At 57.6% G+C, this 24,055-nt stretch carries 23 protein-coding genes; 7 read left to right on the top strand and 16 right to left on the bottom strand.

Annotation, left to right across the window (positions count from 1 at the left end; translation table 11 throughout):
* Nucleotides 1-85: 85 nt before the first annotated feature.
* From EDC28_RS08980 to EDC28_RS08995, 4 genes are all read left to right on the top strand, one after another.
* Nucleotides 86-1,288, top strand: coding sequence for a paraquat-inducible protein A (locus EDC28_RS08980; RefSeq protein ID WP_170164071.1), 1,203 nt, complete (start codon nucleotides 86-88; stop codon nucleotides 1,286-1,288).
* Entirely contained in the window at nucleotides 1,257-3,782 is a 2,526-nt protein-coding gene (locus tag EDC28_RS08985; RefSeq protein WP_123421375.1) for an MlaD family protein, read from the top strand. Before EDC28_RS08980 ends, EDC28_RS08985 begins: the two co-directional genes overlap by 32 nt.
* 48 nt (nucleotides 3,783-3,830) lie before the next feature.
* Nucleotides 3,831-5,237, top strand: coding sequence for a 16S rRNA (cytosine(1407)-C(5))-methyltransferase RsmF (gene rsmF, locus EDC28_RS08990; protein WP_280530834.1), 1,407 nt, complete (start codon nucleotides 3,831-3,833; stop codon nucleotides 5,235-5,237).
* A 231-nt stretch (nucleotides 5,238-5,468) separates the two neighbouring features.
* On the top strand, nucleotides 5,469-6,020 hold the full coding sequence (locus tag EDC28_RS08995; RefSeq protein WP_123421376.1) for a flavodoxin family protein: 552 nt from the start codon (nucleotides 5,469-5,471) through the stop codon (nucleotides 6,018-6,020).
* Nucleotides 6,021-6,057: 37 nt separating this feature from the next.
* On the opposite strand, the gene EDC28_RS09000 is transcribed toward EDC28_RS08995, so the two are convergent.
* The 13 genes from EDC28_RS09000 to yceD form a co-directional block, all read right to left on the bottom strand.
* The gene (locus tag EDC28_RS09000) at nucleotides 6,058-6,843 is read right to left on the bottom strand and encodes a TatD family hydrolase (RefSeq protein WP_123421377.1); all 786 of its coding nucleotides are present in this window, start codon (nucleotides 6,841-6,843) and stop codon (nucleotides 6,058-6,060) included.
* Nucleotides 6,833-7,777 (bottom strand): DNA polymerase III subunit delta', encoded by a 945-nt coding sequence (gene holB, locus EDC28_RS09005; RefSeq protein WP_123421378.1) that lies wholly within the window; start codon nucleotides 7,775-7,777, stop codon nucleotides 6,833-6,835. Before holB ends, EDC28_RS09000 begins: the two co-directional genes overlap by 11 nt.
* The gene (gene tmk / locus EDC28_RS09010) at nucleotides 7,777-8,409 is read right to left on the bottom strand and encodes a dTMP kinase (RefSeq protein WP_050658216.1); all 633 of its coding nucleotides are present in this window, start codon (nucleotides 8,407-8,409) and stop codon (nucleotides 7,777-7,779) included. Before tmk ends, holB begins: the two co-directional genes overlap by 1 nt.
* Entirely contained in the window at nucleotides 8,406-9,398 is a 993-nt protein-coding gene (gene mltG, locus EDC28_RS09015) for an endolytic transglycosylase MltG (protein WP_050658217.1), read from the bottom strand. Before mltG ends, tmk begins: the two co-directional genes overlap by 4 nt.
* A complete protein-coding gene (gene pabC / locus EDC28_RS09020) occupies nucleotides 9,395-10,156 on the bottom strand; it encodes an aminodeoxychorismate lyase (protein ID WP_123421379.1) in 762 nt (253 codons plus the stop codon). The genes mltG and pabC overlap by 4 nt, the downstream gene beginning before the upstream one ends.
* Nucleotides 10,157-10,219: 63 nt before the next feature.
* Complete coding sequence (gene fabF / locus EDC28_RS09025; RefSeq protein ID WP_123421380.1) at nucleotides 10,220-11,458, bottom strand: beta-ketoacyl-ACP synthase II; 1,239 nt, start codon at nucleotides 11,456-11,458, stop codon at nucleotides 10,220-10,222.
* A gap of 76 nt (nucleotides 11,459-11,534) precedes the next feature.
* Complete coding sequence (gene acpP, locus EDC28_RS09030; RefSeq protein ID WP_050658220.1) at nucleotides 11,535-11,771, bottom strand: acyl carrier protein; 237 nt, start codon at nucleotides 11,769-11,771, stop codon at nucleotides 11,535-11,537.
* A 156-nt stretch (nucleotides 11,772-11,927) separates the two neighbouring features.
* Entirely contained in the window at nucleotides 11,928-12,659 is a 732-nt protein-coding gene (gene fabG / locus EDC28_RS09035) for a 3-oxoacyl-ACP reductase FabG (protein WP_123421485.1), read from the bottom strand.
* Between the two features lie 19 nt (nucleotides 12,660-12,678).
* Nucleotides 12,679-13,605, bottom strand: a complete 927-nt coding sequence (fabD, locus tag EDC28_RS09040; protein ID WP_123421381.1) for an ACP S-malonyltransferase — start codon at nucleotides 13,603-13,605, stop codon at nucleotides 12,679-12,681.
* 14 nt (nucleotides 13,606-13,619) lie between these two features.
* A complete protein-coding gene (locus EDC28_RS09045; RefSeq protein ID WP_123421382.1) occupies nucleotides 13,620-14,573 on the bottom strand; it encodes a beta-ketoacyl-ACP synthase III in 954 nt (317 codons plus the stop codon).
* A 7-nt stretch (nucleotides 14,574-14,580) separates the two neighbouring features.
* The gene (plsX, locus tag EDC28_RS09050) at nucleotides 14,581-15,603 is read right to left on the bottom strand and encodes a phosphate acyltransferase PlsX (protein WP_123421383.1); all 1,023 of its coding nucleotides are present in this window, start codon (nucleotides 15,601-15,603) and stop codon (nucleotides 14,581-14,583) included.
* Between the two features lie 15 nt (nucleotides 15,604-15,618).
* Complete coding sequence (gene rpmF / locus EDC28_RS09055; protein ID WP_050658224.1) at nucleotides 15,619-15,786, bottom strand: 50S ribosomal protein L32; 168 nt, start codon at nucleotides 15,784-15,786, stop codon at nucleotides 15,619-15,621.
* Nucleotides 15,787-15,809: 23 nt separating this feature from the next.
* On the bottom strand, nucleotides 15,810-16,331 hold the full coding sequence (yceD, locus tag EDC28_RS09060) for a 23S rRNA accumulation protein YceD (RefSeq protein ID WP_050658225.1): 522 nt from the start codon (nucleotides 16,329-16,331) through the stop codon (nucleotides 15,810-15,812).
* A gap of 153 nt (nucleotides 16,332-16,484) precedes the next feature.
* Here yceD and EDC28_RS09065 point away from each other — a divergent pair, with 153 nt between their 5' ends.
* A complete protein-coding gene (locus EDC28_RS09065; protein ID WP_050658226.1) occupies nucleotides 16,485-17,066 on the top strand; it encodes a Maf family protein in 582 nt (193 codons plus the stop codon).
* Here EDC28_RS09065 and EDC28_RS09070 read toward each other — a convergent pair.
* A complete protein-coding gene (locus EDC28_RS09070; RefSeq protein WP_123421384.1) occupies nucleotides 17,063-17,704 on the bottom strand; it encodes an HAD family hydrolase in 642 nt (213 codons plus the stop codon). The two genes, EDC28_RS09065 and EDC28_RS09070, sit on opposite strands and share 4 nt — an antisense overlap.
* Nucleotides 17,701-18,660 (bottom strand): 23S rRNA pseudouridine(955/2504/2580) synthase RluC, encoded by a 960-nt coding sequence (gene rluC / locus EDC28_RS09075; RefSeq protein ID WP_123421385.1) that lies wholly within the window; start codon nucleotides 18,658-18,660, stop codon nucleotides 17,701-17,703. The genes EDC28_RS09070 and rluC overlap by 4 nt, the downstream gene beginning before the upstream one ends.
* 413 nt (nucleotides 18,661-19,073) lie before the next feature.
* On the opposite strand from rluC, the gene rne reads away from it, so the two are divergent.
* Entirely contained in the window at nucleotides 19,074-21,923 is a 2,850-nt protein-coding gene (gene rne / locus EDC28_RS09080; RefSeq protein WP_123421386.1) for a ribonuclease E, read from the top strand.
* A gap of 66 nt (nucleotides 21,924-21,989) precedes the next feature.
* Here the strand turns inward: rne and EDC28_RS09085 are convergent, their stop codons facing one another.
* Nucleotides 21,990-22,469: a low molecular weight protein-tyrosine-phosphatase gene (locus EDC28_RS09085; protein WP_123421486.1), complete on the bottom strand. Its 480-nt coding sequence runs from the start codon at nucleotides 22,467-22,469 to the stop codon at nucleotides 21,990-21,992.
* Nucleotides 22,470-22,714: 245 nt separating this feature from the next.
* On the opposite strand from EDC28_RS09085, the gene EDC28_RS20410 reads away from it, so the two are divergent.
* Nucleotides 22,715-24,016, top strand: coding sequence for a methyl-accepting chemotaxis protein (locus tag EDC28_RS20410; RefSeq protein WP_123421387.1), 1,302 nt, complete (start codon nucleotides 22,715-22,717; stop codon nucleotides 24,014-24,016).
* The last annotated feature ends 39 nt before the right edge of the window (nucleotides 24,017-24,055 follow it).

The raw sequence follows: 24,055 nt of genomic DNA on the forward strand, positions 1-24,055 counted from the left end.
CTCAAGCTGAAAGACCTTGATCTGCTTGAGGCTGCCTGGCTGAGCAGATAGCATGGGCGGATCGCCGTTAACGGATCGGCTTGTTATGTCCGAACCCCAGATAGTTTGCCCCCACTGTTTGCTGCACATGAGCGGCTGCGCCTTGGATACCGGCCACAATGCCTGGTGCCCGCGCTGCGGCGGTGCCATTGCCGAAGGCCGGCGCATGAAAACCCGCACCATGGTGGCCCTGGCGATGACCCTCTCCCTCGGCACCCTGTGTTTGCTGTTCATGCCCTTGGTAAGCTTTAGTGTCTTTGGCATCAGTACCGATGCCACCTTGCTAAGCGGCATTATCAACCTCGCTCAGGAAGGCCAGTGGATCCCGTCTTTTTTGGTGTTCCTGACCGCGCTGGCGGTACCTATCTTGATGTCTTGCCTGCTGCTCTTTGTGCTATTTGCCCCCGACAGCCATATGCGCCGCCAAAGTATGGTGGCCCTTGGGTATCTCAAGGAATGGTGCATGCTCGACATCCTGTTGGTGGGGCTTTGCGTGTCCATGGTCAAATTGGGAGACATTGGCGATCTGCACCTCAAAGCCGGTATGTGGAGCCTGGTGCTTGGGCAACTGGCCATGGCGGCATTGCTGCAAGGTATTCGCCCAGCCGAGCTTTGGCAGCGCATTGCCGAGCAGCCCCTTAAAAATGTCGATGGGCTGCGAAGCTGCGTGCGCTGCTATGCCCTCAATGTGGCCTCCGCCGAGTATTGCTGGCGCTGCCAGCGTCATTTGGAAAGCCGCCCTACCCAGGGCCGCCGCCTGTGCTGGATGCTGCTTATCGCCTCTTGCGTGCTGCTGGTACCGGCCAACTTTTTACCCATCAGCTACACCACCTCTTTTGGCTCCACCGGCGCCGATACCATCCTTTCCGGGGTGCTGACCTTAAGTAACGCCGGCAGCCCCGGTATTGCGGTGCTGGTATTTGTGGCCTCCATTGTGGTGCCCATCGGTAAGATTTTGCTGCTGGGCATCATTCTGTATCGCTCCAAGGGACACGAGTTTTCGCCCCGCCGCGCCCAAAAGCTTTACAAGCTGGTGCACTTTGTCGGCCGCTGGTCGATGTTGGATATTTTTGTGATCACCATTATGGTTACCCTTGTTGATCAAGGGGTTTTGTCTCAATTCGAGGTTGGCCCCGCCGCCACACCTTTTGCCATGGTGGTGGTGCTGACCATGCTGGTCACCATGCGTTTCGATACCCGTTGGTTATGGATACAAGATGAAAAAAACCGCCGTCAACGTGATGGATAAACCCGAGATCCGCAAGGTGCGGCGTGTGTCTTTGGTATGGGTAGTGCCGCTGCTGGCCATTGCCCTGGCCAGCTATTTGATTTATCAGCAGTTTGTTGAACGCGGCCTGCTGCTCACCCTCAGCTTCCCCGAGGCCAAGGGCCTGGTGCCCGGCAAAACCGAACTGCGCTACCAGGGTTTTAAAGTGGGGGTGGTCAGCCGTTTGAGCTTCAATGCCAAAACCGGCGAATTTACCGCCCACATCAACGCCATGCGCGATGTGGAACCGCTTTTAAAGGAAAACACCCAGTTCTGGCTGGTTAAACCCACGGCCAGCCTGTTGGGGGTATCGGGCCTCGATACCCTGCTCTCTGGTAACTACATCGCCATGCTGCCCGGTGACGGCAAGCCCCAGCGGGATTTTGTTGCCCGCCATACCCCGCCGCCCGAACCGGTGCCAGAAGGGGTGTTCATGGTGGAGCTGGCGCTGCGTAACTTAGGATCCTTGACCGATGGCTCCCCGGTTTATTACCGGCGCGTGCCCATAGGTGAGGTGCACAGCTACCGCCTGGATAAAGAAGCCGGCGCCGTGGTGTTGCAGCTCACCTTCGATGAAAACTATGCCGATCTGGTGAAAAGGGACAGCCGTTTTAAGGATGTATCCGGCCTTAAAATTCAGGCCGGCCTTAACGGCGTGAAAGTCGACAGCCAGGGCCTGGTGTCCATGCTAAGCGGCGGGCTGCAGATGGACTCCCCCGACGACTCCCCGGCCGCCACGTACGGCCAGCGCTTTGTGCTGGACCAGGAGCGGCGCTTTAACCACCAAGTGCACCTTAATTTTGACGAGCAGGTGTACCTGCCCAAAGGCACTCCCATCATTGCCCACCAGCAAGTGGTGGGTGAAGTGATGGACAGCAACGACTCCGGAGTGTTGCTGGGCTTTAACGAGCAGCCGGTCAATCCCTTCTACGCCTGGATAGCCCAGCGCAGCCTCAAAGATTTACAGGTCGCCACCCTGTTACATCCACAGTACATTCGCCTGCTACAAGGAGTGGATGGTCGCCATATCCTCCACAACGAACCGCCGCTACCCAGCAACAGTGATAGCGAGCTTTTGATTAAAATCAGCAGCGACCACAAACTGGCCGATGGCACGCCCATTCAGTACAAAGGCTTTACAGTAGGTGAAGTGATTTACTCGCACCTTGAGGGTGATAAAGTCATTGCCGAAACCAGCATTCAGCAGGCCTACCGGCAGCTGGTACGCCGCGACAGCCGCTTTGAATCCGCTGAGCCCTTGCAAGTGGACGCCAGTTTTCAGAAGTTCAAACTGAAAACCGCTCCTCTTGAAACCTGGTGGCAAGGGGCCGTTAACATTCTGCCCGGTAAAGGTGAAGAGGCCTCCTACGACAGCCTTTTTGTGTTGGACCAGCAAAGCGCCGTACCGATGCAGCACTTGACGCTGCATGTCTCGCCGCCTCACTCCCTGCCCGCTGGCACCCCGGTGCGCCGCAACGGCTTTACCATAGGGGAAGTGCAAAGCAGCACCCTGGAAAAAGGCGGCAAGGAAGCGCAGATCAAGGTGGTCATCCGTAAGGACATTACCCTGAGTGCCACTAATCGCTTTTATTGGCAGCCTCCTATCGCCATGAAGGCCGATCTTAAAGGCGTGCGAGTCAGCATTCCTGACCTTGCCTCGGCCGTTGCTGGCAGCATTGAGCTGGTGGATGCCAAAGACGCGGGCAGCAAGGAAGATCGCACCCGCATCTTTGCCAACAAAGACAGCGCCCTGGCCGTTGGCCCCGATATAACCCTGTTGGTACCGGCCCTTACCGAGATAACCCCGGATGCACCGGTCAAATACCTCGGTTACCCGGTGGGCAAAGTGGTCAACCTCGATGACAACGACCAAGGCCGGGTGCTGACCATCCGCTTTGACAGCAATCTGGCCGAACGCTTTGCCCGCCACGGCAGCCAGTTCAGCTTGGTGCGCCCGCAGCTATCCCTTGGCGGGGTCGACCATCTTGATGCCCTGCTTGGCCCTTATATCGCCGTGATGCCGGCCAAGGACAAGAGCGCTAGGCAAGAGACCGCCTTTACCCTCTCCCCCACTCTCTATCCCCACAAGGAAGTGGTAGTGGCTGCCACCAGCGCCGCCGGGCTCACACCCGGTGCACCGGTGTGGTACCGGGATCTGCCGGTAGGCGAGATCTTGAGCCTCAAACTGATGCCGACCGGCGATGGGGTCTTTATTCGCCTTGCCATCCGCGATGAGGCGGCCCAGTGGGTCACCAGCAACAGCCGTTTCTGGGTGAGAGCCGGCTTCAAAGCCAGCTTTGGCTTCCTGGACGGCTTTAAATTCAACACCGACAGCCTGCAAGCCATCGCCCAGGGCGGCATTCAATTTGCCACCTTTGGCGGCGGCCAGCCGGTTGACAAACCCATGCCGCTGCAAAGCGACGCCCCGGAGCACTGGGAGCAATGGTCGCCGGAGCTGCCGCGTCCCCAAAGCTAAGGCTTTTTGCTACACTCTCGGGCCTGTTTTAAAGGCCCGAGAGTCAGCGTGCAAAGCAAAGCCTTCCTTCCCCCTTCCTTCCTGGCGGCCATGGACGCCATCATGCCAAGCGGGCTAAGCCGCGAAGACTTTGCTGCTGCCTGCCAGCGGCCGCTGAGAAAGGCCATCCGCGTTAACACCCTCAAGATAAACGTTGCCGACTTTCAGGCGCGTATGGCCCCCAAGGGCTGGCAACTTTCCCCCATTCCCTGGTGCGAGAGCGGCTTTTGGGTAGCGCGCGACGACGAGTCAAAAATGCTGGGCAACGAGCCCGAGCATCAGCTGGGGCTTTTTTACGTGCAGGAAGCCTCGTCGATGATGCCGCCTACAGCCCTTTGGCATGTCCTTGAAGGCCAAGCACAAAAGGTGCTGGATATGGCCGCGGCCCCCGGCTCCAAGACCACCCAACTGGCGGCCCTGATGCAAAATGGCGGGGTGCTGGTGGCCAACGAGCTGTCCTCTTCGCGCCTTAAATCCATGGCCGCCAACATTCAGCGCCTGGGGGTGGCCAACGTGGCCTTGAGCCATTTTGACGGCCGGGTTTTTGGCAACGCCCTGCCGGAAACCTTTGACGCCATCCTCCTTGATGCCCCTTGCGGCGGCGAAGGCACTATCCGTAAGGATGCCGACGCGCTGAAAAACTGGTCCCAAAGCCATATCGACGAGATAAGTGCCCTGCAGCAGCAGTTGTTGGCGTCGGCCTTTTCGGCCCTTAAGGTTGGCGGCGTGCTGGCCTACTCCACCTGCACCCTTAATCGCCAGGAAAACCAGCACGTGCTGGACAGCCTAATCAAGGCCCACCCGGGCAAGGTCGAGGTGCTATCTCTTGAAGGATTGTTTGAGGGAGCCCATAAGGCGCTGACCGAAGAGGGCTACCTGCATATCTGGCCGCAGATTTACGACTCCGAAGGCTTCTTTGTGGCGGCCATTAAAAAGACCGGCAGTGTCGAGAGCGAGCCCCCCGGCTTTAAGCTCGGCAAGTTTCCCTACCAAAGCGCCCCGAAGAAAGTGGCCGAGGCTTTTGGCCACTACCTTGCCGAGCAGTTCGGTTTTACCCAGCCGCTGAACCTTTGGCAGCGCGAGCAAACCTTGTGGCATTTTCCCAAAGCCGGTGAGGCGCTTATTGGCCGCTTTCGCATGGACCGTCTCGGCATCAAGGTGGCCGAACAAGCCGGCAAGGAATGGCGATTACATCAAGATTTCATTCAGGCCTTTGGCCAGCACTGCCACAGCATTGCCCTGAGCCTTGAGGAAGCCAGCGAGTTCTTAAAGGGCCGTGACATCGCAAGAGATACCCCGGCAGGTGGCGAGCAGCTGGTTTCCCTGGAAGGATATCCACTGGGTAGCGTCAAGGTTATCAAGAATAAACTGAAGAACAGGCTGCCCAGGGAATTGGTTAAAGATCAGGGCCTTTGATGAATAAAGCCCGGCGTTTTATTGAATAAATGGCGTTAATGGCAGGCAAACTGAGCAAGGCTCAGCTACCCTAAATCACAGGTTTTGCACACTTTGTACACACCGTTAATTAGCGCACGGCTCTCACCGAGAGCCATTCCCCTAAGCCCGAAACAAGGACCTGGTTTCGGGCTTCTTTTATGTGCAAAGCGCCCGCTTTTACCCACCCGTTGAACCGACATGGAGTACGACATGCCCAAGACCAGTGTTGTTTATCATTCCGGCTACGGTCACACCCAGCGCGTAGCCGAAGCGGTGGCCGAAGGCGCCGCTGCCACCCTTATCGCCATCAGCAGTGAGGGGGACATTAGCGAGGCTGACTGGGCCACCCTCAAAGACAGCGCCGCCATTATTTTTGGCACCCCCACCTATATGGGCGGGCCCAGCTGGCAGTTTAAGAAATTTGCCGACGCCAGCTCCAAGATCTGGATGCAACAAGGCTGGAAGGACAAAGTCTTCGGTGGCTTTACCAACAGCGGCAGTCTCAACGGCGACAAGCACAGCACCTTAAGCTACCTGCAGGTGTTGGCCAGCCAACATGGCGGGTTGTGGGTGAGCCTGGGGCTGATGCCAGCCAACACCCTGGCCGCGAGCCGCAGCGACATCAACAATCTGGGCGGCTCCATGGGGGTGCTTGTGCAATCTCCCACCGATGCCGGCGCCGACGCCATACCCCAGGGCGATATCGATACCGCCCTTGCCTACGGTAAACGGGTGGCCGCCATTGCGGCGCGCCTTGGCTGAATATCCCTCGTAAAAAAGGCGCCATCCGGCGCCTTTTTCAATGGGCCAGCAGAGGCTTGGCCTTGGGGAAGCAGCGATAGAAGTTGTCGGTGGTTATCTGGGCCAACGCTTCAAGGCTCACCCCTTTGAGCTCGGCCACAAATTCAGCCACATCGCGCACATATTGCGGCTCGTTGGATTTGCCTCGGTGCGGCACCGGCGCCAGATAGGGGCTGTCGGTCTCCACCAGCAACCGCTCCAGCGGCAGGGCTTTAACGGTTTCGCGAAGCGCCTCGGCATTACGAAAGGTCACGATGCCGGAAATAGAGATAAAAAAGCCAAGCTCAATGGCTTGCTGAGCCATGTCCAGGTCTTCTGTAAAGCAGTGCAGTACGCCACCGACCTCGGCCGCCTTTTCTTCACGCAAGATGCTAAGGGTGTCTTCTTTGGCATCACGGGTGTGAATGATAAGGGGCAGTTGGCGCTGGCGAGCGACCTGGATGTGGTGGCGAAACGATGACTGCTGCACTTCGGCGGTTTCCGGGGCGTAAAAATAATCGAGGCCAGTCTCGCCGATAGCCACCACTTTGGGGTTGGTGGAAAGGTCATGCAGGGACGCCAGGTCCTGGGCTTCTTTTTGGTCCAGCGGATGCACGCCGCAGCTTGCCACCACGTTATCAAAGCCGTCGATGGCAGCCATCATGTCGGGGAAATTCTCTAAGGTCACACAAACACACAGGAAGCTGTCTACGCCCCGGCCTTTGGCGCGGTCAAGGGCCGCTGCCAGGGTGTCGTCTTCACTGAGTTTCAGTCTTTCCAGGTGGCAATGGGAATCAACCAACAAGGCTATCGCTCCTTCCTTCCAATAACTGCCAGGCAATGTCCATCAACAACCATTTGCTGTTGACGGCGGGCTGCTCCAAGAGCAAACGGCGCTGGCCGAGCACCGCTTGCCAAAGTTCGGTCAAGGCCGCTTCGCTAAGCCGCTCCTGTCTATCAAGGCGCTCATGATACAGGGCCGGCAGCCCCTGGGCCAAACGGGCTTGGTCAAGCAACCGGTGGGCCAACTCGTCCAGGCAAAAAAGCGCCGCTTTGTGCCAGCGGTCGGCAAAGGTTTCGGGGGTAAGCCGCCGGGTTTCCAGCGCCACCAAGTCGCCCTGGAGCTTGTGTACATTCTCAAGGTACTGGCCGGCAAGGGCGGCTTTGAGGGCCAAGGGCGCACCGTGAAAACGCCGCAGCAGCGGCAGGTTGGCCGCAATGCCCTCCCCTGCCAGCCAAGCCAGGGCGTCGGCCTCGGCAGGCGCCGGGACATGCAGCTTTTGGCAGCGCGACAAAATGGTGGGCAGCAGCTGCCCCGGCTGGCTGCTGGTGAGTAGCCAATAGGTTTGCGCCGGAGGTTCTTCCAGGGATTTGAGCAGCGCGTTGGCGGCATTGAGGTTAAGGTGCTCGGCGCCGTTCACCACCACCACCTTGGCCCCGCCCATCAAGGCGGCGCTGTACACAGGCCCGGTGAGCGCGCGGATGGCGTCCACTTTGATGGTGCCGTTATCCGGCTCTACCCGGTACAAATCGGGGTGGGTGCCGGCTGCCACCAACTGGCAAGCATGGCACTGGCCACAGCCGACCCGGTTTTTACACAAAAGATAGCGAGCCAGCTCGTCTGCCAACAATCCCTTGCCAACTCCATCGGGGCCGGTCAGCAAATAGGCATGGGCCAGGCGATCGTGAGCCTGCCACTTGGCAAACTGGTCCAGATAAGGCGTCAGCCAGGGCAGCATCAGTGGCGCTCCAGAAAATCAGCCAGCGCCTTGTCGATGGCCTGATGCACCAAGGCCAGCTCTTGGCCAGCATCAATGGTGACAATGCTGGGATCTTCAGAGGCTAACGCCAGGTAGCGCGCGCGGGTGCGCTCAAAAAAAGCCAGTTGCTCAAGCTCGATGCGGTCAAGCTCGCCACGCGCTTTTGCCCGCTCCAGGCCCAGTTTCGGGTCGATATCCAGATACAGGGTCAGCACCGGCTTGAAATCCCCCAGCACTACTTGGCGAATGCTGTCGATAAGGGCGTTGCCGAGCTGCCGGCCGCCGCCCTGGTAGGCGCGGCTGGACAGGTCATGGCGGTCTCCTACCACCCAATTGCCGGCGGCAAGGGCTGGTTTGATGACGTTCTCCACCAGCTGCACCCGTGCGGCGTACATCAGCAGCAACTCAGCCTGGGGCGTTAGAGGCTCGTCGTGAACGTTTTTCACTAGCTCGCGCATTCTTTCTGCCAGCGGCGTGCCGCCAGGCTCGCGGGTTTGCACTACGGTGGCGCCGCGACTTTCCAAGAAGGCGCGAACCCTGGCAACAGCGGTGGATTTACCGGCGCCTTCCAGGCCCTCGATAACAACAAATCCGGGGGCATTCAGGGTCATTTATGGCCTCGTTGGTAGCGGTTGACCGCGTTATTGTGGTCACGCAGGGTCTTGGAAAAGACGTGGCTGCCGTCGCCCTTGGCTACAAAGTACAGGTAATCGGCCTGGTCCGGGTGCAACACCGCATCGATGGCGGCCCGCGACGGCATGGCAATAGGGGTGGGCGGCAGCCCTTTAATCACATAGGTATTGTACGGTGTCGGCTTTTTAAGGTCAGCCCTGGTGATGTTGCCATCAAAGCTTTCGCCCAGGCCGTAGATCACCGTGGGGTCGGTTTGCAGGCGCATACCCTGGCGCAGACGGTTGATAAAGACCGAGGCAATAAGTGGCCGTTCGGCCGGTACCGCCGTTTCCTTCTCGACGATAGACGCCATGATAAGCGCCTGGTAAGGGTCGCTGTAGGGTAAGCCGTCAGCCCGGTTTTGCCAGGCGCTATCGAGGTAGCTGAGCATCGCCTTGTGGGCATGCTCGAAAATGCTGAGCGCCGTGTCACCGCAGCGATACTGATAGCTGTCAGGTAGCAGCCAGCCTTCTACGTTATCCACCCCCAGCGCCTTGGCTACGGCCGCTTGGTCCAACTCGCCGGCTTTCAGCTCGGGCTGGTTGGCAAGATGGGCTCGCCACTGGCTAAAACGTTCCCCTTCCACCAGGGTGGTTAAAAAAGCCTGCTCTTTACCGGCAGCTGCGTCAGTCAGTAATTGCTGGGCGGTGGTGGTTGGGGTCAGGGCGTAACAGCCCGCCTTGATGTGCGAAAGCTTTGGCTGGAGCTTTAGGAGCACCTTATAAGGCCAGCGCTGCTGCAGCCAGCCCGCGCCTTGCATGGCCTTAATAAGCTGATAGGCGCTGACGCCGCTATCTATGCGGTAGGTCTGAGCCACCGGGACGGCCAACGGCCGCTCAAGGGCCTGGCGATATTGCCAGGTCGCCACACCGATAAAGGCCACGCTGGCAGCCATCACTACCGCCAGTATCCAAAACAGTTTTTTCATAGTTGTAAGTTATTGATAAGAGAACGGGTTTGTGAGAAATCGCCAAAATGTTTGGGCTCGATACGCCGCACCGGCACCACCCCCATCAGGGCATTGGTGATGAAGACTTCGTCGGCAGCCAACAAGGCATCAAATCCCCAGCGACCCACCAGCACCGAGCTTTGCGCGAGGATCTGCGAGCGCAGCGTGCCTTGCACGCCAGCTTTATCGAGGCTTGGGGTATGCAGCTTGCCATCGTTGAACCAAAACACATTGGCACTGATGGCCGAGACCACATGGCCGCTTTCGTCCAGCAAAATGCCGTCGTCACAGTTGAGCTCAATGAGTGCCTGGGCTGCCAACACCTGTTCGAGGCGATTGCAATGCTTGAGTCCTGCCAGCAGCGGGCTTGAACCGAGGGTAATGGGGAGCTGCGCCAGGCTGATGCCGGCTTGGCGCCATTGGGGGTAATGGGCTGGCTCGGCGAAGCGGCTTAGCCAAATGTGGTTTTCACCCGGCCCTGGTTTGTAGCCGCGGCCACCGGGGGCCCTTGCCACCAGGATCTTAAGGCCACCTTGCCCTTGCAGTTTGGCCTCGGCCATCACTGCTGGTGTCAGTGCCTGCCAGTCGATGGGCGCCATGGCAAGGCGCGCACAGGCCTCGTCTAGACGATATTGGTGGGCCTGCCAGTTAACCGGCAAGCCGGCGCTGACGCGCACCGTGGTGAAATGACCGTCGCCGTATTGCAGGCGGCTGGGATAAGGTTCGAGGCTTAGCATAGGTAATAAAAAACGCCTGATAAGCCGTAAGGTTATCAGGCGTTTTTGCCAAGTTACACCCTTTTAGACGCGGCTGAACAACAAGGAGCCGTTGGTACCGCCAAAGCCAAAGGAGTTACACAGCACATGGTCGACCTTGGCCTGGCGCGCCTGGTGCGGCACGTAGTCCAGGTCGCAGCCTTCAGCGAGGTTGTCCAGGTTGATGGTGGGCGCGATGGCGTTGTCATAGATGCTCATCACCGAGATGATGGCTTCAATGGCGCCGGCCGCTCCCAGCAGGTGCCCGGTCATGGATTTGGTGGAACTCACCATCATCTTGTAGGCGTGGTCGCCAAATACCGCTTTGACCGCGTTGCTTTCGGCAATATCGCCGGCCGGGGTGGAGGTGCCGTGGGCATTAACGTAGCCCACCTGGCTTGGGTTAAGCCGGGCATCTCTAAGGGCGTTGACCATGGCCAGAGCCGCACCAGCACCGTCGTCCGGCGGTGAGGTCATATGGTAGGCGTCGCCGCTCATACCAAAGCCGGTGAATTCCGCGTAGATGCGAGCGCCGCGGGCCTTGGCGTGCTCATAGTCTTCCAGCACCATGACGCCGGCGCCATCACCCAGCACGAAGCCGTCACGGTCTTTGTCCCAAGGGCGGCTGGCCGCTTGGGGGTCGTCATTGCGGGTAGACAGGGCGCGCGCGGCGCCAAAGCCGCCCATACCCAGCGGCGTGCAAGCCATCTCGGCGCCACCGGCCAACATGATGTCGGCATCGCCGTAGGCGATCATCCGTGCTGCATGGCCGATGTTATGAACACCGGTAGTACAGGCGGTGGTGATGGCGATATTGGGGCCACGCAAACCGTGCATGATAGACAGGTGTCCGGCCACCATGTTGATGATGGTGCTGGGCACAAAAAAGGGCGACATCTTACGCGGGCCGCTGGCCAGCAACGATTCGTGGTTTTTTTCAATCAGGCCCAGGCCACCGATGCCGGAGCCGACAGCGACGCCAAAGCGGGTCAGATCGGTCTTATCCAGTTCGATGCCACTGTCTTTGAGGGCCTGAATGCCTGCAGCAACGCCGTACTGGATAAAAAGATCCATCTTCTTGGCGTCTTTGCTGGACATATATTCGGTGACGTCAAAGTTTTTAACGTTACCGGCGAAACGGGTGGTAAAGGCACTGGTATCAAAGCAGGAGATGGTATCGATGCCACTCTGCCCTGCCAGAAGGGCTTGCCAGGATGCGTTTACGCTGTTGCCCACCGGCGACAGCATGCCCATACCGGTTACAACGACACGACGCTTGGTCACGGCGTTAGCCTCCGAAAGGAATAATTACGAGGGTCTAGACAGGAAACAGGCGGCCTGATGGCCGCCTGTTGGAAGATTAGCCTTGGTGAGCGGTAACGTAGTCGATAGCCGCTTGCACGGTGGTGATCTTCTCGGCTTCTTCGTCCGGGATCTCGGTGTCGAACTCTTCTTCCAGCGCCATCACCAGCTCAACGGTGTCCAGAGAGTCAGCGCCGAGGTCGTCAACGAAAGAAGCTTCGTTTTTGACTTCTTCTTCTTTAACGCCCAGTTGCTCGACGATGATTTTCTTAACGCGTTCTTCGATAGTGCTCATAGCTTGTTATTTCCTTAGCAGTACGCTGTGAATAGCGAATGGGGGCTAGTGTATTCGATCCCCAAATCTTTGCAAGGGAAAGGAATTCCGCGAAGTTGCTGGTCAAACCACGGATTAATACCGGTGTTCGACGCAATTCGCGCAATTTCCCATCACTTACGCCATCACCATGCCGCCATTGACGTGCAAGGTTTCTCCAGTGATGTAGCCCGCTTCATTGGAAGCAAGAAAGGCAACGGCACTGGCAATTTCTGCGGGACTTCCCAACCGGTCAAGGGGTACTTGACCGAAGATCGCCGCTTTTTGTTCCTCAGTGAGCTCACGGGTCATATCGGTGTCGATAAAACCGGGAGCCACTGCATTAACGGTGATATTGCGTGAGGCCAGCTCACGAGCGAGGGATTTGGTGAAACCCAACAGACCTGCTTTGGCAGCAGCGTAGTTTACCTGTCCCTGGTTGCCCATGGTGCCGACCACAGAGCCGACGGAAATGATCCGGCCGGTCCGTTTTTTCATCATGGGCCGCAACACGGCCTTGGAAAGACGATAAAGGGATTTGAGGTTGGTGTCGATGACCATATCCCATTCTTCATCTTTCATACGCATCAACAGGTTGTCGCGAGTGATACCGGCATTGTTAACCAGAATATCCACATCCCCTGCCCGCTCCTTGATGGTGGCCAAGGTTGCTTCGATGCTGTCGCTGCTGGTGACATTGAGGTTGAGGCCACGGCCTTCACCCAGGTAATCACTGATGGCCTGGGCGCCGCTGTCGGATGTAGCAGTACCGAATACGGTAGCGCCTTGGGCACTCAGACGCTCGGCAATGGCGCGGCCAATACCGCGGCTGGCACCGGTAACCAGGGCCACTTTGCCAGTCAATGACAAAAAGTCAGACATGTTTTCCTCACTTAACCGCGGCCTGCAGCTCTTCACTTGAGTGAAGCGCGCTGGCGTTCAGGCCTTTATCAATCCGTTTTACAAGACCACACAGCACTTTGCCGGGGCCGCACTCGAACAGCTCGCTGATACCGGCCTTAGCCATGGCTTCAACCGATTCGGTCCAGCGTACCGGGCTGTAAAGTTGGCGCACCAGCGCGGCTTTGATGGCCTCGGGCGAGGTCTCGCTGGCAACGTCCACGTTATTAATGACGCTGATCTCTGGCGCTTTAACCTCAAGGGCCGCCAAACGCTCGGCCAGTTGCTCGGCCGCAGGCTTCATCAGCGCGCAGTGGCTTGGCACTGATACGCTAAGCGACAGCGCTCGTTTGGCACCTTTGGCTTTGAGTACTTCACAGGCGCGGTCCACCGCCGCTTTGCTACCTGCTATTACCACTTGACCGGGGCTGTTGAAGTTAACCGCTTCGACCACGTCGCCTTGGGCGGCCTCTTTACAGCCTTCAACCACAGCGGCATCGTCCAGGCCGATAATGGCAGCCATGGCGCCGCTGCCGGCGGGCACCGCGCTTTGCATAAACTGCCCGCGGGCTTCCACCAGGGCAATAGCATCTTTAAATGCCAAACTACCGGCGCAGACCAGCGCCGAATATTCACCGAGGCTATGGCCAGCCAGCATCGCCGGCGCCTTGCCGCCTAGGGCCAGGTAGGCGCGATAGGTGGCGACTGACGCAGCCAGCAAAGCCGGTTGCGTACGCTCGGTGGCGTTCAGGTCGGCCTCAGGGCCATTTTGCACCAGGGCCCACAGATCGTAGCCCAGCACTTGTGATGCTTCGTTAAAGGTTTCCAGCACCACGGGGTGGGTTTGTGCCAGCTCGGCCAACATGCCGACGCTCTGGGAACCCTGCCCCGGGAAGATAAAGGCGGTTTGTTGCATTTTATATGGCCTTATTAATAACGAACCAGGGCCGCACCCCATGCAAAGCCGGCGCCGAAGGCTTCCAGCAGCAGGAGTTGGCCACGCTGAATACGGCCGTCCCGCACCGCCTCGTCCAAGGCGACCGGCACGGAGGCAGCAGAGGTATTACCGTATTTGTCGAGGTTAACCACGACACGGTCCATGCCCATGCTGAGTTTTTTAGCGGTGGCGGTGATGATCCGCAAGTTGGCCTGGTGGGGAACCAGCCAGTCGATGGCTTCTTTCTCAAGGCCATTGCTGTCGAGAATTTCGGTTACCACGCTGGCCAGCTTGGTGACCGCCACCTTGAACACTTCGTTGCCCTTCATTTGCAGCCAGGCATCGGCTTCGTGTTTGACGCGGCTTGGCAGCGGCGCGCACAACAAATCGCCATAATGGCCATCGGCATGGATGCAGCTGCCAAGAATGCCGGGCTCTTCACTGGCACCCAGCACCACGGCCCCGGCGCCATCGCCAAAGAGAATGATGGTGGAGCGGTCTTCAGGGTTGCAGACTTTGGTGAGCACGTCGGCGCCTACCACCAGTACCTTCTTGGCAGAGCCTGCGCGAATGAATTGGTCTGCTACCGTCAGCGCATAGGTAAAGCCCGCGCAGGCAGCGCCCACGTCAAAGGCGCCGATACCGGGAATACCCAGTTCGGCTTGCAGCCAACAGGCGGCAGAAGGGAAAGAATGCGGCGCCGTGGTAGTGGCAAAGATGATGAGGTCGATGTCGTCTGCTTCGATGCCGGCGGCTTCGATAGCGGCTTTGGCGGCAGGGACAGCCAGGGTGACTACGGTTTCGTCTTCAGCGGCGACACGGCGCTCGCTGATCCCGGTGCGCTCAACGATCCACTGATCGCTGGTTTCGACCATCGCTTCCAAATCGGCGTTGGTACGCACCTTCCCAGGCAGATAGCTGCCTGTACCCAGAATTTTTGAATGCATGTAAGGCTCAGTGCTTGTCCAATAAAACGGTGCCGATGCTGCTTTCGATGCCGTCTGGCAAATGGCGCTCTGCACTGTGCAGTGCCTGCTCGATGGCATTAAAGAAAGCATCAATGCCGGCATTCCCGTGGCTCTTCACGACAATACCGCGCAATCCTACCAGACTGGCCCCGTTGTACTGGTCGGGGTTCACCCTGGCGTAAACCGTTCTTACAAAAGGCCGGATCAGCCAGCCAAGCACCCGGCCCCAGAGGCTCTGCCCGAAGCTCTCCTTGAGCTGAGCCAGGAAAAACTGGGCGATGCCTTCACAGGTTTTGAGGGTGACGTTGCCAACAAAGCCGTCGCAGACAATCACATCAGCTTTGTTGGTGAAGATGTCATGGCCTTCGAGATAGCCGATGTAATTGATGCTGGGGGCATCTTGCAGCAGGTTGGCGGCGTGGCGAACCTGGTCGTTCCCCTTTACCTCTTCCTCGCCGATATTAAGCAGTGCCACCCTTGGCGAGCCAATACCTTCAACGGTACGGGCCATGGCTGAGCCCATCACGGCAAATTGATAGAGGGTCTCGGAGTCGCAGGCGACGTTAGCCCCCAAATCCAGCATATAAACGCGCTTACCGTTCACTGCCGGCATGGCAGAGACAATAGCGGGCCGGTCAATACCGGGCAGGGTCTTAAGAAAATGCCGAGAAAGGGCCATCAGCGCCCCGGTATTACCGGCACTGACGCAGGCCTGGGACTGGCCATCGGCCACGTCTTTGATGGCTTCGCCCATGGTCGAGTCACGTTTGGTACGAAGCGCACTGGACGGACGTTCGTCCATGCCGACGGTACAGGCAGCCGACACCAGCGTCAGGCGCGGGTGGTTTTCAAGACCGGCGGATTTGATGTCACTGCTGATATCGCCGCAGACAAAAAGGCGGACCGATAAAGAGGGGTAAAGCAGCAGTGCCCGCGCTATGGCGGGCACTGTTACGGCGGGGCCTAGGTCCCCGCCCATGGCATCTACCGCTATGGTAAACGCTTGCAAGTCAGTTACCGGGGATTAACCGATAACTTTCTTGCCACGGTAAAAACCGTCGGCAGTCACGTGGTGACGGCGATGGGTTTCACCGGAGGTTTTGTCCACAGACAGGGTAGCTGCGGTCAGTGCGTCGTGTGAACGACGCATATCGCGGCGGGCCCGGGACTTTTTGTTCTGTTGAACGGCCATTGACTAGTCTCCTTAAATCGTGATCACTTCTTCTTCAACTGTTCAAGAACAGCGAAGGGGTTCGGACGCTCATCAGCAGGCTCGATTTTGCCAAAACTCATCTCTGACGAAGACACTGCACACTGGTCTTCAGCATGCATTGCGACCAAGGGCAGTGCCAGGATCAACTCGTCTTCGATAAGTTTTCGCAAGTCCATCTCGCCATTTTCGTCGAGTTCGACAGGCTCATAAGCTTCCGGGAGCTCTTCTATTACGGTTTTGGCAAAAACAGGCGTGTAGGCGAAGCTTACCTCTGCGAGGAAGGACATCGGCTCATTGCAACGCTGGCACTCCAGCTCAAGCTCCACGGCGGCTTTACCTTCGGTAAAGACCAGCCCCTGGGGGTCAACACCACAATGTAGCTGAATGTCCACTTCACCCTGCCGGGTCAGTGACAATTCCATTAAACGCGTCAATTCGGTGAACGGCACCATACCGTCGTAATCATCACGACGTTGGGCGGCTTTCACCGGATCGAGAGTTAAGGGCAGCTTAACTTTTCGCATAAGGCGCGCATCTTACTCGGGACCTAAGTCCCTGTCAAAAAAGCCAACAGGCCCTTACGGGCCCGAGAAATTAACAAAGCAGTGAGACTGCCCTGTTTTGCCCGCGCATTTTACGGGAAAATGCCCAGGCAAGTGAAGAAAAATAGGTAGTTTATGAAGGTGATTTTGGGCTCAAGCTCAGTATTTCGTCAGCAGTTGCTGAAAAAACTGGCAATCGCGTTCGATTGTGTCAGCCCTGACATCGATGAAAGCCCCTTGGAGGGGGAGTCGATAACGGCTTTGGTTGAACGCTTAGCTGTTGAAAAAGCAAAAAAAGCGGCTGAGATAACCGTTGGGCCGGCGCTGGTTATCGGCTCAGACCAACTATGTGTGGTAGACGGCACCATCTGCGGCAAACCCCTTAACCGGGAAAATGCCATTGCCCAACTGACGGCAGCCTCTGGGAAAACCGTGACCTTTTATACCGGCCTTGCGCTTTTTAACAGTGAAACCGGCAGGTGCCAGTCGCTGGTGGAACCCTTTGAAGTGACTTTTCGCTCGTTAAGCCAGCACCAAATTGAAAACTATGTTGATAAAGAGCAGCCGTTTTGGTGCGCCGGTTCTTTTAAATGTGAAGGTTTGGGCATTGCCCTTTTTGAGCGCCTTAATGGCCGCGACCCCAATACCCTTATCGGGCTGCCTTTAATTGCACTGACCCGGATGCTGGAAAACGAAGGCGCCGGGCCTCTCGATTAAGCCAAAGACCAATCGCGCCAGTCATTGATAAGTAGGTCTGCACCGGCGGCGCGCAGTTTCTCGGCGCCGTGCACCCCAAAGGTCACGCCAGCGGCCCACATGCCAGCCGCCTTGGCCATGGTAATGTCCAGCACCGAGTCGCCAATCATCAACGCCCGCGATGGGCTTATTCCGGTTTGCGACAAGATCTGCTCAAGCATGTCAGGGTGCGGTTTAGACTGGGCATCATCGGCGGTGCGGCTGGTAATAAAATGCACCTCAAGGCCGGTTTGGGCAAAGACTCGCTCCAGCCCTGCCCTGGCTTTGCCGGTTGCCACCGCCAGGGTCTTGCCTGAGGCGCGAAGCTCATCCAGCATGGCTTCAACCCCGGGGAAAAGCGGCGTTGGGGTTGGGTCAAGGTCCACATACTGGTCACGGTACACCGCGAGCAGCTGCTCGCGGCCTTTCTCATCGAGGTTGGGAAAGAGCTGGTCCAGCGCCGGGCGAAGGCTAAGCCCAATGATATTGCGCACCGCTTCTTCACTGGGCTCAGGCATAGCAAGCGCCCTGGCGGTTGCTTGCATGCTCGAGACAATACGCCCCACCGAGTCCATCAAGGTGCCGTCCCAGTCAAATACCACCAGCGCGATGTCCTTCATTGGCCCTTCTCCAACTGCGCAAGCAAGGCGGCAAAGCTGCCATCCGGTTTGGCGGTGACCGACACGGCGTCGCCCGTATTGGGGTGAGTAAAGGAAAGGTGCCAGGCGTGCAGCATCAAACGCGCCAAGCCAGCGTCTTTCAAACGAGCATCAAAGTCCTTGTCACCGTACTTGTCATCACCGGCGATTGGGTGCCCGGCATGTAGGGTGTGCACCCGGATTTGGTGGGTACGGCCAGTAACAGGGAAAGCGTTAACCAAGGTTGCCAGGCCGCCAAAACGGCGCTCAACCTTGAAGCGGGTTTCAGAAGCCTTACCCTCGGTATCTACTCGTACTACCCGCTCACCGGACTGCAGGGTGTTTTTCAAAAGCGGTGCCCGAATGACCTTTTTATTACCCGGCCAGTCGCCACGCACCAGGCACAGGTAATCCTTTTGCATGGTCTTTTCGCGAAGAGCTTCGTGCAGGCCGCGAAGCGCCGAGCGCTTTTTGGCAATCAAAATACAGCCGGAGGTGTCGCGGTCCAGACGATGCACCAGCTCCAAAAACCGCGCGTCGGGGCGCAGCGCCCGCAGCCCTTCGATAAGGCCAAAGGACAACCCGGAGCCACCGTGCACCGCCAAACCGGCCGGTTTGTTGACCACCATCAGGTAGTCGTCTTCATAGAGCACACAATCGTTAAGGCGCGACACCTGGCTTAAATTGGCGTTGGGCAGCGCTTTTTCTTCGGCCACCCGCAGCGGCGGAATGCGCACTTCGTCGCCCGCCTGCAACTTATAATCAGGCTTGACGCGCTTTTTGTTGACCCGGACCTCGCCCTTACGTAAAACACGGTAAATGAGGCTCTTCGGCACTCCCTTGAGGAAGGTCCGTAAGAAGTTATCAATGCGTTGACCGGCCAAGTCCGGCTCAACGGCCACATACTGCACTGTGGCGGTGTTGTTGGCTGTGCTCATAGGGCGAGCATTCTACCACAGGGAAAATGGCCGCAGTATGCTTGCCGAAATAACTGATCCAATGGGATAATAGGTAAGCCTGCATCGACTAAGATGAGTCAGGCCAGATGAATTTACAGGGCGCGGTAACCAACACCGGGCCCTGATATGGAAAAAGGCACAGCTTCGCGCCGATTGCGTGCGCGTCACTGGACTTGCAAAACGACTGGATGCCTTTTTGGTGAAAAGCCTTTGGACAAAACCGTTGTCCCTTCACCAGACATCGTTCAAACGAATAACAAGTGGAAACGCCGAGAGCGCCCCAACCTCCAACCAGCCGTGAGGCTGCCTGTAATACCTGCACGGGGCCAGGCCCAGAGGATGCGCACTCCGTCAATGTGAGTGCTGTGGCCATTACAAGGTAATGAGTCACTATGAAAAGAATGCTAATCAACGCAACTCAGGCTGAAGAGTTGCGGGTGGCTTTGGTGGACGGCCAGAAACTATACGATCTGGATATTGAACACCCTGGTCACGAACAGAAAAAAGCCAATATTTACAAAGGTAAAATCACTCGCGTAGAACCCAGTCTGGAAGCGGCTTTTGTCGATTACGGTGCTGAACGCCACGGTTTCCTCCCCTTAAAAGAAATTGCCCGCGAATACTTTGTCGAAGGCGCCAAGGTTTCCGGCCGTCCCAACATCAAAGATGTGTTGAAAGAAGGCCAGGAAGTCATTGTCCAAATCGACAAGGAAGAGCGTGGCAACAAGGGCGCCGCCCTTACCACCTTCCTGAGTCTTGCCGGTTCTTACTTGGTATTGATGCCCAATAACCCCCGCGCCGGTGGCATTTCCCGCCGTATCGAGGGTGACGAGCGTACCGAGCTCAAAGAAGCCATGTCTGGCTTGGAAGTGCCGGAAGGCATGGGCCTGATTGTCCGCACCGCCGGTGTCGGTAAATCTGCCGAGGAGCTCAAGTGGGACTTGGACGTACTGCTGCACCACTGGCAGGCAGTTCAGGAAGCGGCCAACAGCCGCCCTGCCCCCTTCCTTATCCACCAGGAATCCAACGTTATCGTTCGGGCGATCCGCGATTACCTGCGCCGTGACGTGGGCGAAATTGTTATCGACCACAGCCGTGTATTCGAACAGGTTAAAAATCACATCCAGACCATGCGTCCGGATTTCTTGAACCGGGTCAAGCAATACAAAGGCGAGATCCCGCTGTTCAACTACTACCAGATTGAGTCGCAAATCGAGTCCGCTTTTCAGCGCGAAGTGCGGCTGCCTTCTGGTGGCTCCATCGTTATCGACTCCACCGAAGCCCTGACCGCCATCGATATCAACTCGGCCCGCGCCACCAAGGGCGGCGATATCGAAGAAACCGCGCTCAACACCAACCTGGAAGCGGCCGACGAAATTGCCCGTCAGCTGCGCCTGCGTGACCTTGGCGGCCTGGTGGTCATTGACTTTATCGACATGACCCCGGCCCGCCACCAACGGGAAGTGGAGAACCGCCTGGGCGAAGCTGTCCGTGCCGACCGCGCCCGCGTACAGCTTGGCCGCATCAGCCGCTTTGGCTTGATGGAAATGTCTCGCCAGCGCCTGCGCCCGTCTCTGGGCGATGCGTCCAACCACATTTGCCCCCGTTGTACCGGTACCGGCTATGTTCGCTCTACCGAATCCCTGGCGCTGTCCATTCTTCGCTTGATCGAAGAAGAGTCTCTTAAAGACAACACCGCTCAGGTAGAAGCGCAGGTTCCGGTGAGCGTTGCCGCTTATCTGCTGAACGAAAAACGGGGCGCTATTCGCTTTATCGAGCAGCGCCACGATGTGCGCGTCTTTATTGTGCCAAACACGCACTTGGAAACGCCGCATTTTGAGGTGCTCCGTCACCGCGAAGACGACGAAATCGAAGATGCGTCTTACGACCTGGCCAAAGCACCCGAGCAGCAAAAGGCCGTTTACGTGCCACCAGTCGCTGCCAAGCACAAGCGTGATGAACCGGTGCTCAAAGGCCTGCAAGCCCCTGCCGCTCCGGCTCCGACCGCACCTGCTGCCAAGCCGGTTCAGGCTAAGCCGGTAGCAGCTAAAGCCGAAGCCAAACCGGGCCTTATCAGCCGCATTATCAAGGCGCTGTTTGGTTCCAGCGAAGCCGAAGTGCAGCAGCCTGAAGCCAAAGACAACAAGCGCCAACAACACAACCGCAAAGGTGTTGACGCCCGTCGCCAGCAAAAAGGCCGTGGCAATAACCGCAACAGCCGCGACGACAACCGTAACAACCGTCAGCGCAGCGAAGGTGGCGAGCGCCGTGAGCGCAACGCGCCGGTGGCCAAAGCTGATAACCGGGATCGTGACCGCGAACGCGATGCCAAGGCTGCTGAGAACCGCGACAACCGCCGCGAGGAAGAGCGCAACAAACGCCGTCAACGCAGCGACGAAGACCGCAACAGCAAACGCCAGCAAAAAGCGCATGAAGAGCAGCAGGTTGAAGCCGTTGTTGAAGAGGTCAAGGAAGAAGTTGTCAACGAAAGACCAGCACAGGTTCGCCGCGAGCGTCGCCAGCTGACCCAGTCGGTGCGCATGAAAGACGGTGAAGCCCAGGTAAGCCGCATTGAAGTGGACGCCGCGCCGCAGGTTGCCGAGCAGCCCAAGCCGCAGCCCGCCAAAGTTCAGCAGCCCAAGGTTGAAGCCGAGCAAGAAGACGTTGCCGTAGTTGAAACCGGTGAAGACACAACTTCTCATTACAGCAATGAAGACGGCGACAACCGTCAGCGTCGCCGTGGCCCGCGTCACCTGCGTGGCCATCGTCGCCAGCGCCCTGACCGTCAGGCTGAAAGCACCGAAGAGCAAGGTGAGTTGGACTTGGCTGTTGCCCAAACGCAAGCAGAGCCTAAGGTCGATACTGTCGATACCGTTGAGCCGGCCGTACAGATCGCCGAGCCTGCGGTAAAAGAAGTGGTGCCAGAGCCGGTAGTCGAAGTACAAGCCACCGCTCAAGAGCCCGCGGCTGCGCCGGTTGTTGAAGCTGCCCCTGTGCTGGAAGCCGAAGCGCCCAAAGCTGAGCCGGTGAAAGCCCAGCCCAAAGCCGAAGCTAAAGCGCCCAAAGCTGCCAAGCCAGTTGGCCGTGCCCAAGCTCCGATGGCTCGCCCTGCCGAAATCGACCTGGCGCCTGTGGTGCGTAACCCGCAACCATTTGATCGCCAGCCGGTTGCCAGCAGCGGCAAAGCCGGTGGCTTGAACAGCCCTGCCAGCCGGGCTTCAAGCCCCATGGCCAAGGTCTAAAAAACCCTAAAAGAAAAGGCGCCGAAAGGCGCCTTTTTTATAGCTGCTTTTAGTTGGCTGACTTGGTTACTCCGGGCTCTTCGCCAGCGTCTTTATCAAACCGTCGACCGCGGCTTCCACCAGATCCAGCACCTCTTCAAAGCCCTTGGCTCCGCCGTAGTATGGGTCGGGTACCTCATCCACCAAGCTTTGGGTTGCAAAGTCCATCAGCAACTTCACCTTGTGCTTGTGGCGCTCCGGGCAACGGCTCATCAAGTCCCCCAGATTGCGCCTGTCCATGGCCAGCAGCAGATCGAAGTGAACAAAATCGTCGCTGGAAACCTGACGTGCATGGATGTTAGCAAAGCTATATCCCCTTTTCTCCCCGGCCTGGCGCGCACGGCGATCCGGCTCTTCGCCAGCGTGATAGGCAATGGTGCCGGCCGAGTCCAGAACTGCGTCAAGCTTATGGTCGGCGAAACGTGTCCTGGCCACAGCCTCAGCCGTGGGCGAGCGGCAAATGTTGCCCATGCAGATAAATAAAATGCGGTGTTGTTTGGCGGTCATCAACATTGACTCCCTGCTCACTGGCTGCCTGACTTTCTTGCTTTTTCTTCTCTAAAGATAAGATACAGATAATGAAGAAAAAAACACCTCCGTCAGAAAGCCAGGCCTGCGCGAACCTTCCGCTTTAGCGCCCGATAACGTGATGGCTGTCACGTAACAATGATAAATCGCCTAGGCACAAGCCTATCAACGTATTAGCGACCGCCTATTAATAAAGGAATGTAAAAAATGATTAAGGGACGAACATGTTTCAGCATAAGAAGCAGTGGTTGGAGAAGATTGATAGCCTCCAACAACAGGTGGCTGACCACCAACACGACTTGGCGGCCATCAAGGAACATGTGGGCTTTATCAGCTTCAGCCCTGACGGCATCATCGAGGAAGTTAACCCCTTGTTTTGCAAGGTGACGGGCTTTAGTAGCGAAGAGCTGGTGGGTCACCATCATCGTATGCTCTGTGAAAAGGATCACGCCTCGTCTGGGGCATATAACACCTTTTGGTTGGATTTAGCCCAGGGCAAGCCGCAACAAGGCACCTTCAGGCGGCGGCGCAAAGACGGTTCAGCCCTGTGGTTGGAAGCAACTTATTTCCCGGTTGAAGACGACAACGGCGCCATTTATAAGGTCATCAAAATCGCCTCAGACATTTCCGAAGCCTTCAAAGCTTCTCAGGAAAAGTGCGCCATCTTTGAGGCGGTGAATAAATCCCAGGCCGTGATTGAGTTCACCCCTGACGGCTACGTACTGAACGCCAACGACAACTTCTTACGGGTATTTGGTTATCGCCTAGACGAGGTACTTGGCAAGCACCACCGGATGTTTTGTAAGGCCGATTTTTACGAGCGCAATAAGGACTTCTGGCAGCGGCTACAATCCGGGCAACACTTTAGCGGCAAGTTTGAGAGGCTGAACGCCGACAGCCGCCCGGTGTGGTTGGAGGCTACCTATAATCCGGTGTTCAACGAGGACGGCAAGGTCTACAAAATAATCAAGTTCGCCTCCGACATCAGCGGGCGGGTCAACCAGTTGCAGCAAGCTGCTGAATTGGCGGCCTCTACTTCGGAGCAAACGTCGCAGATCACCACCAATGCCAAGCATGCTCTTGAAGATGCGGTAAAGACCTCCCAGCACATTACCTGTCAGGTTGAGGAAGCTCGCAGCACCAGCAGCACCATGGAGCAGCATTCATCGTCCATCAGCGACATCGTCTCCACCATCAGGGCCATCGCCGAGCAGACCAACCTGCTGGCCCTCAATGCCGCCATTGAAGCGGCCCGTGCCGGTGACCATGGCCGGGGGTTTGCGGTGGTTGCGGACGAAGTGCGTAAACTGGCCACCCGCACCGGTGAGGCGACCCAGGAGATAGCCCGGGTGGTTTCAGACAATGGCCAGCTCATCACCACCATCAGCAAGCAGATGGAAGGGATCAATGCCGAAGCCGGACAAGGCCAGCATATGATTTTGGACATCAACCAAGGCATGGAGGAGGTGGAAAAAGGCGTACTGAACTTCACCCGTCTTATCCACGAACTCACCACCGCTGTTTAGTTGCCTGCATCCAGTTGGCTGTTGACCGCGTAAGAGTAA

The organism is Gallaecimonas pentaromativorans, assembly GCF_003751625.1.
GTDB lineage: Bacteria > Pseudomonadota > Gammaproteobacteria > Enterobacterales > Gallaecimonadaceae > Gallaecimonas > Gallaecimonas pentaromativorans.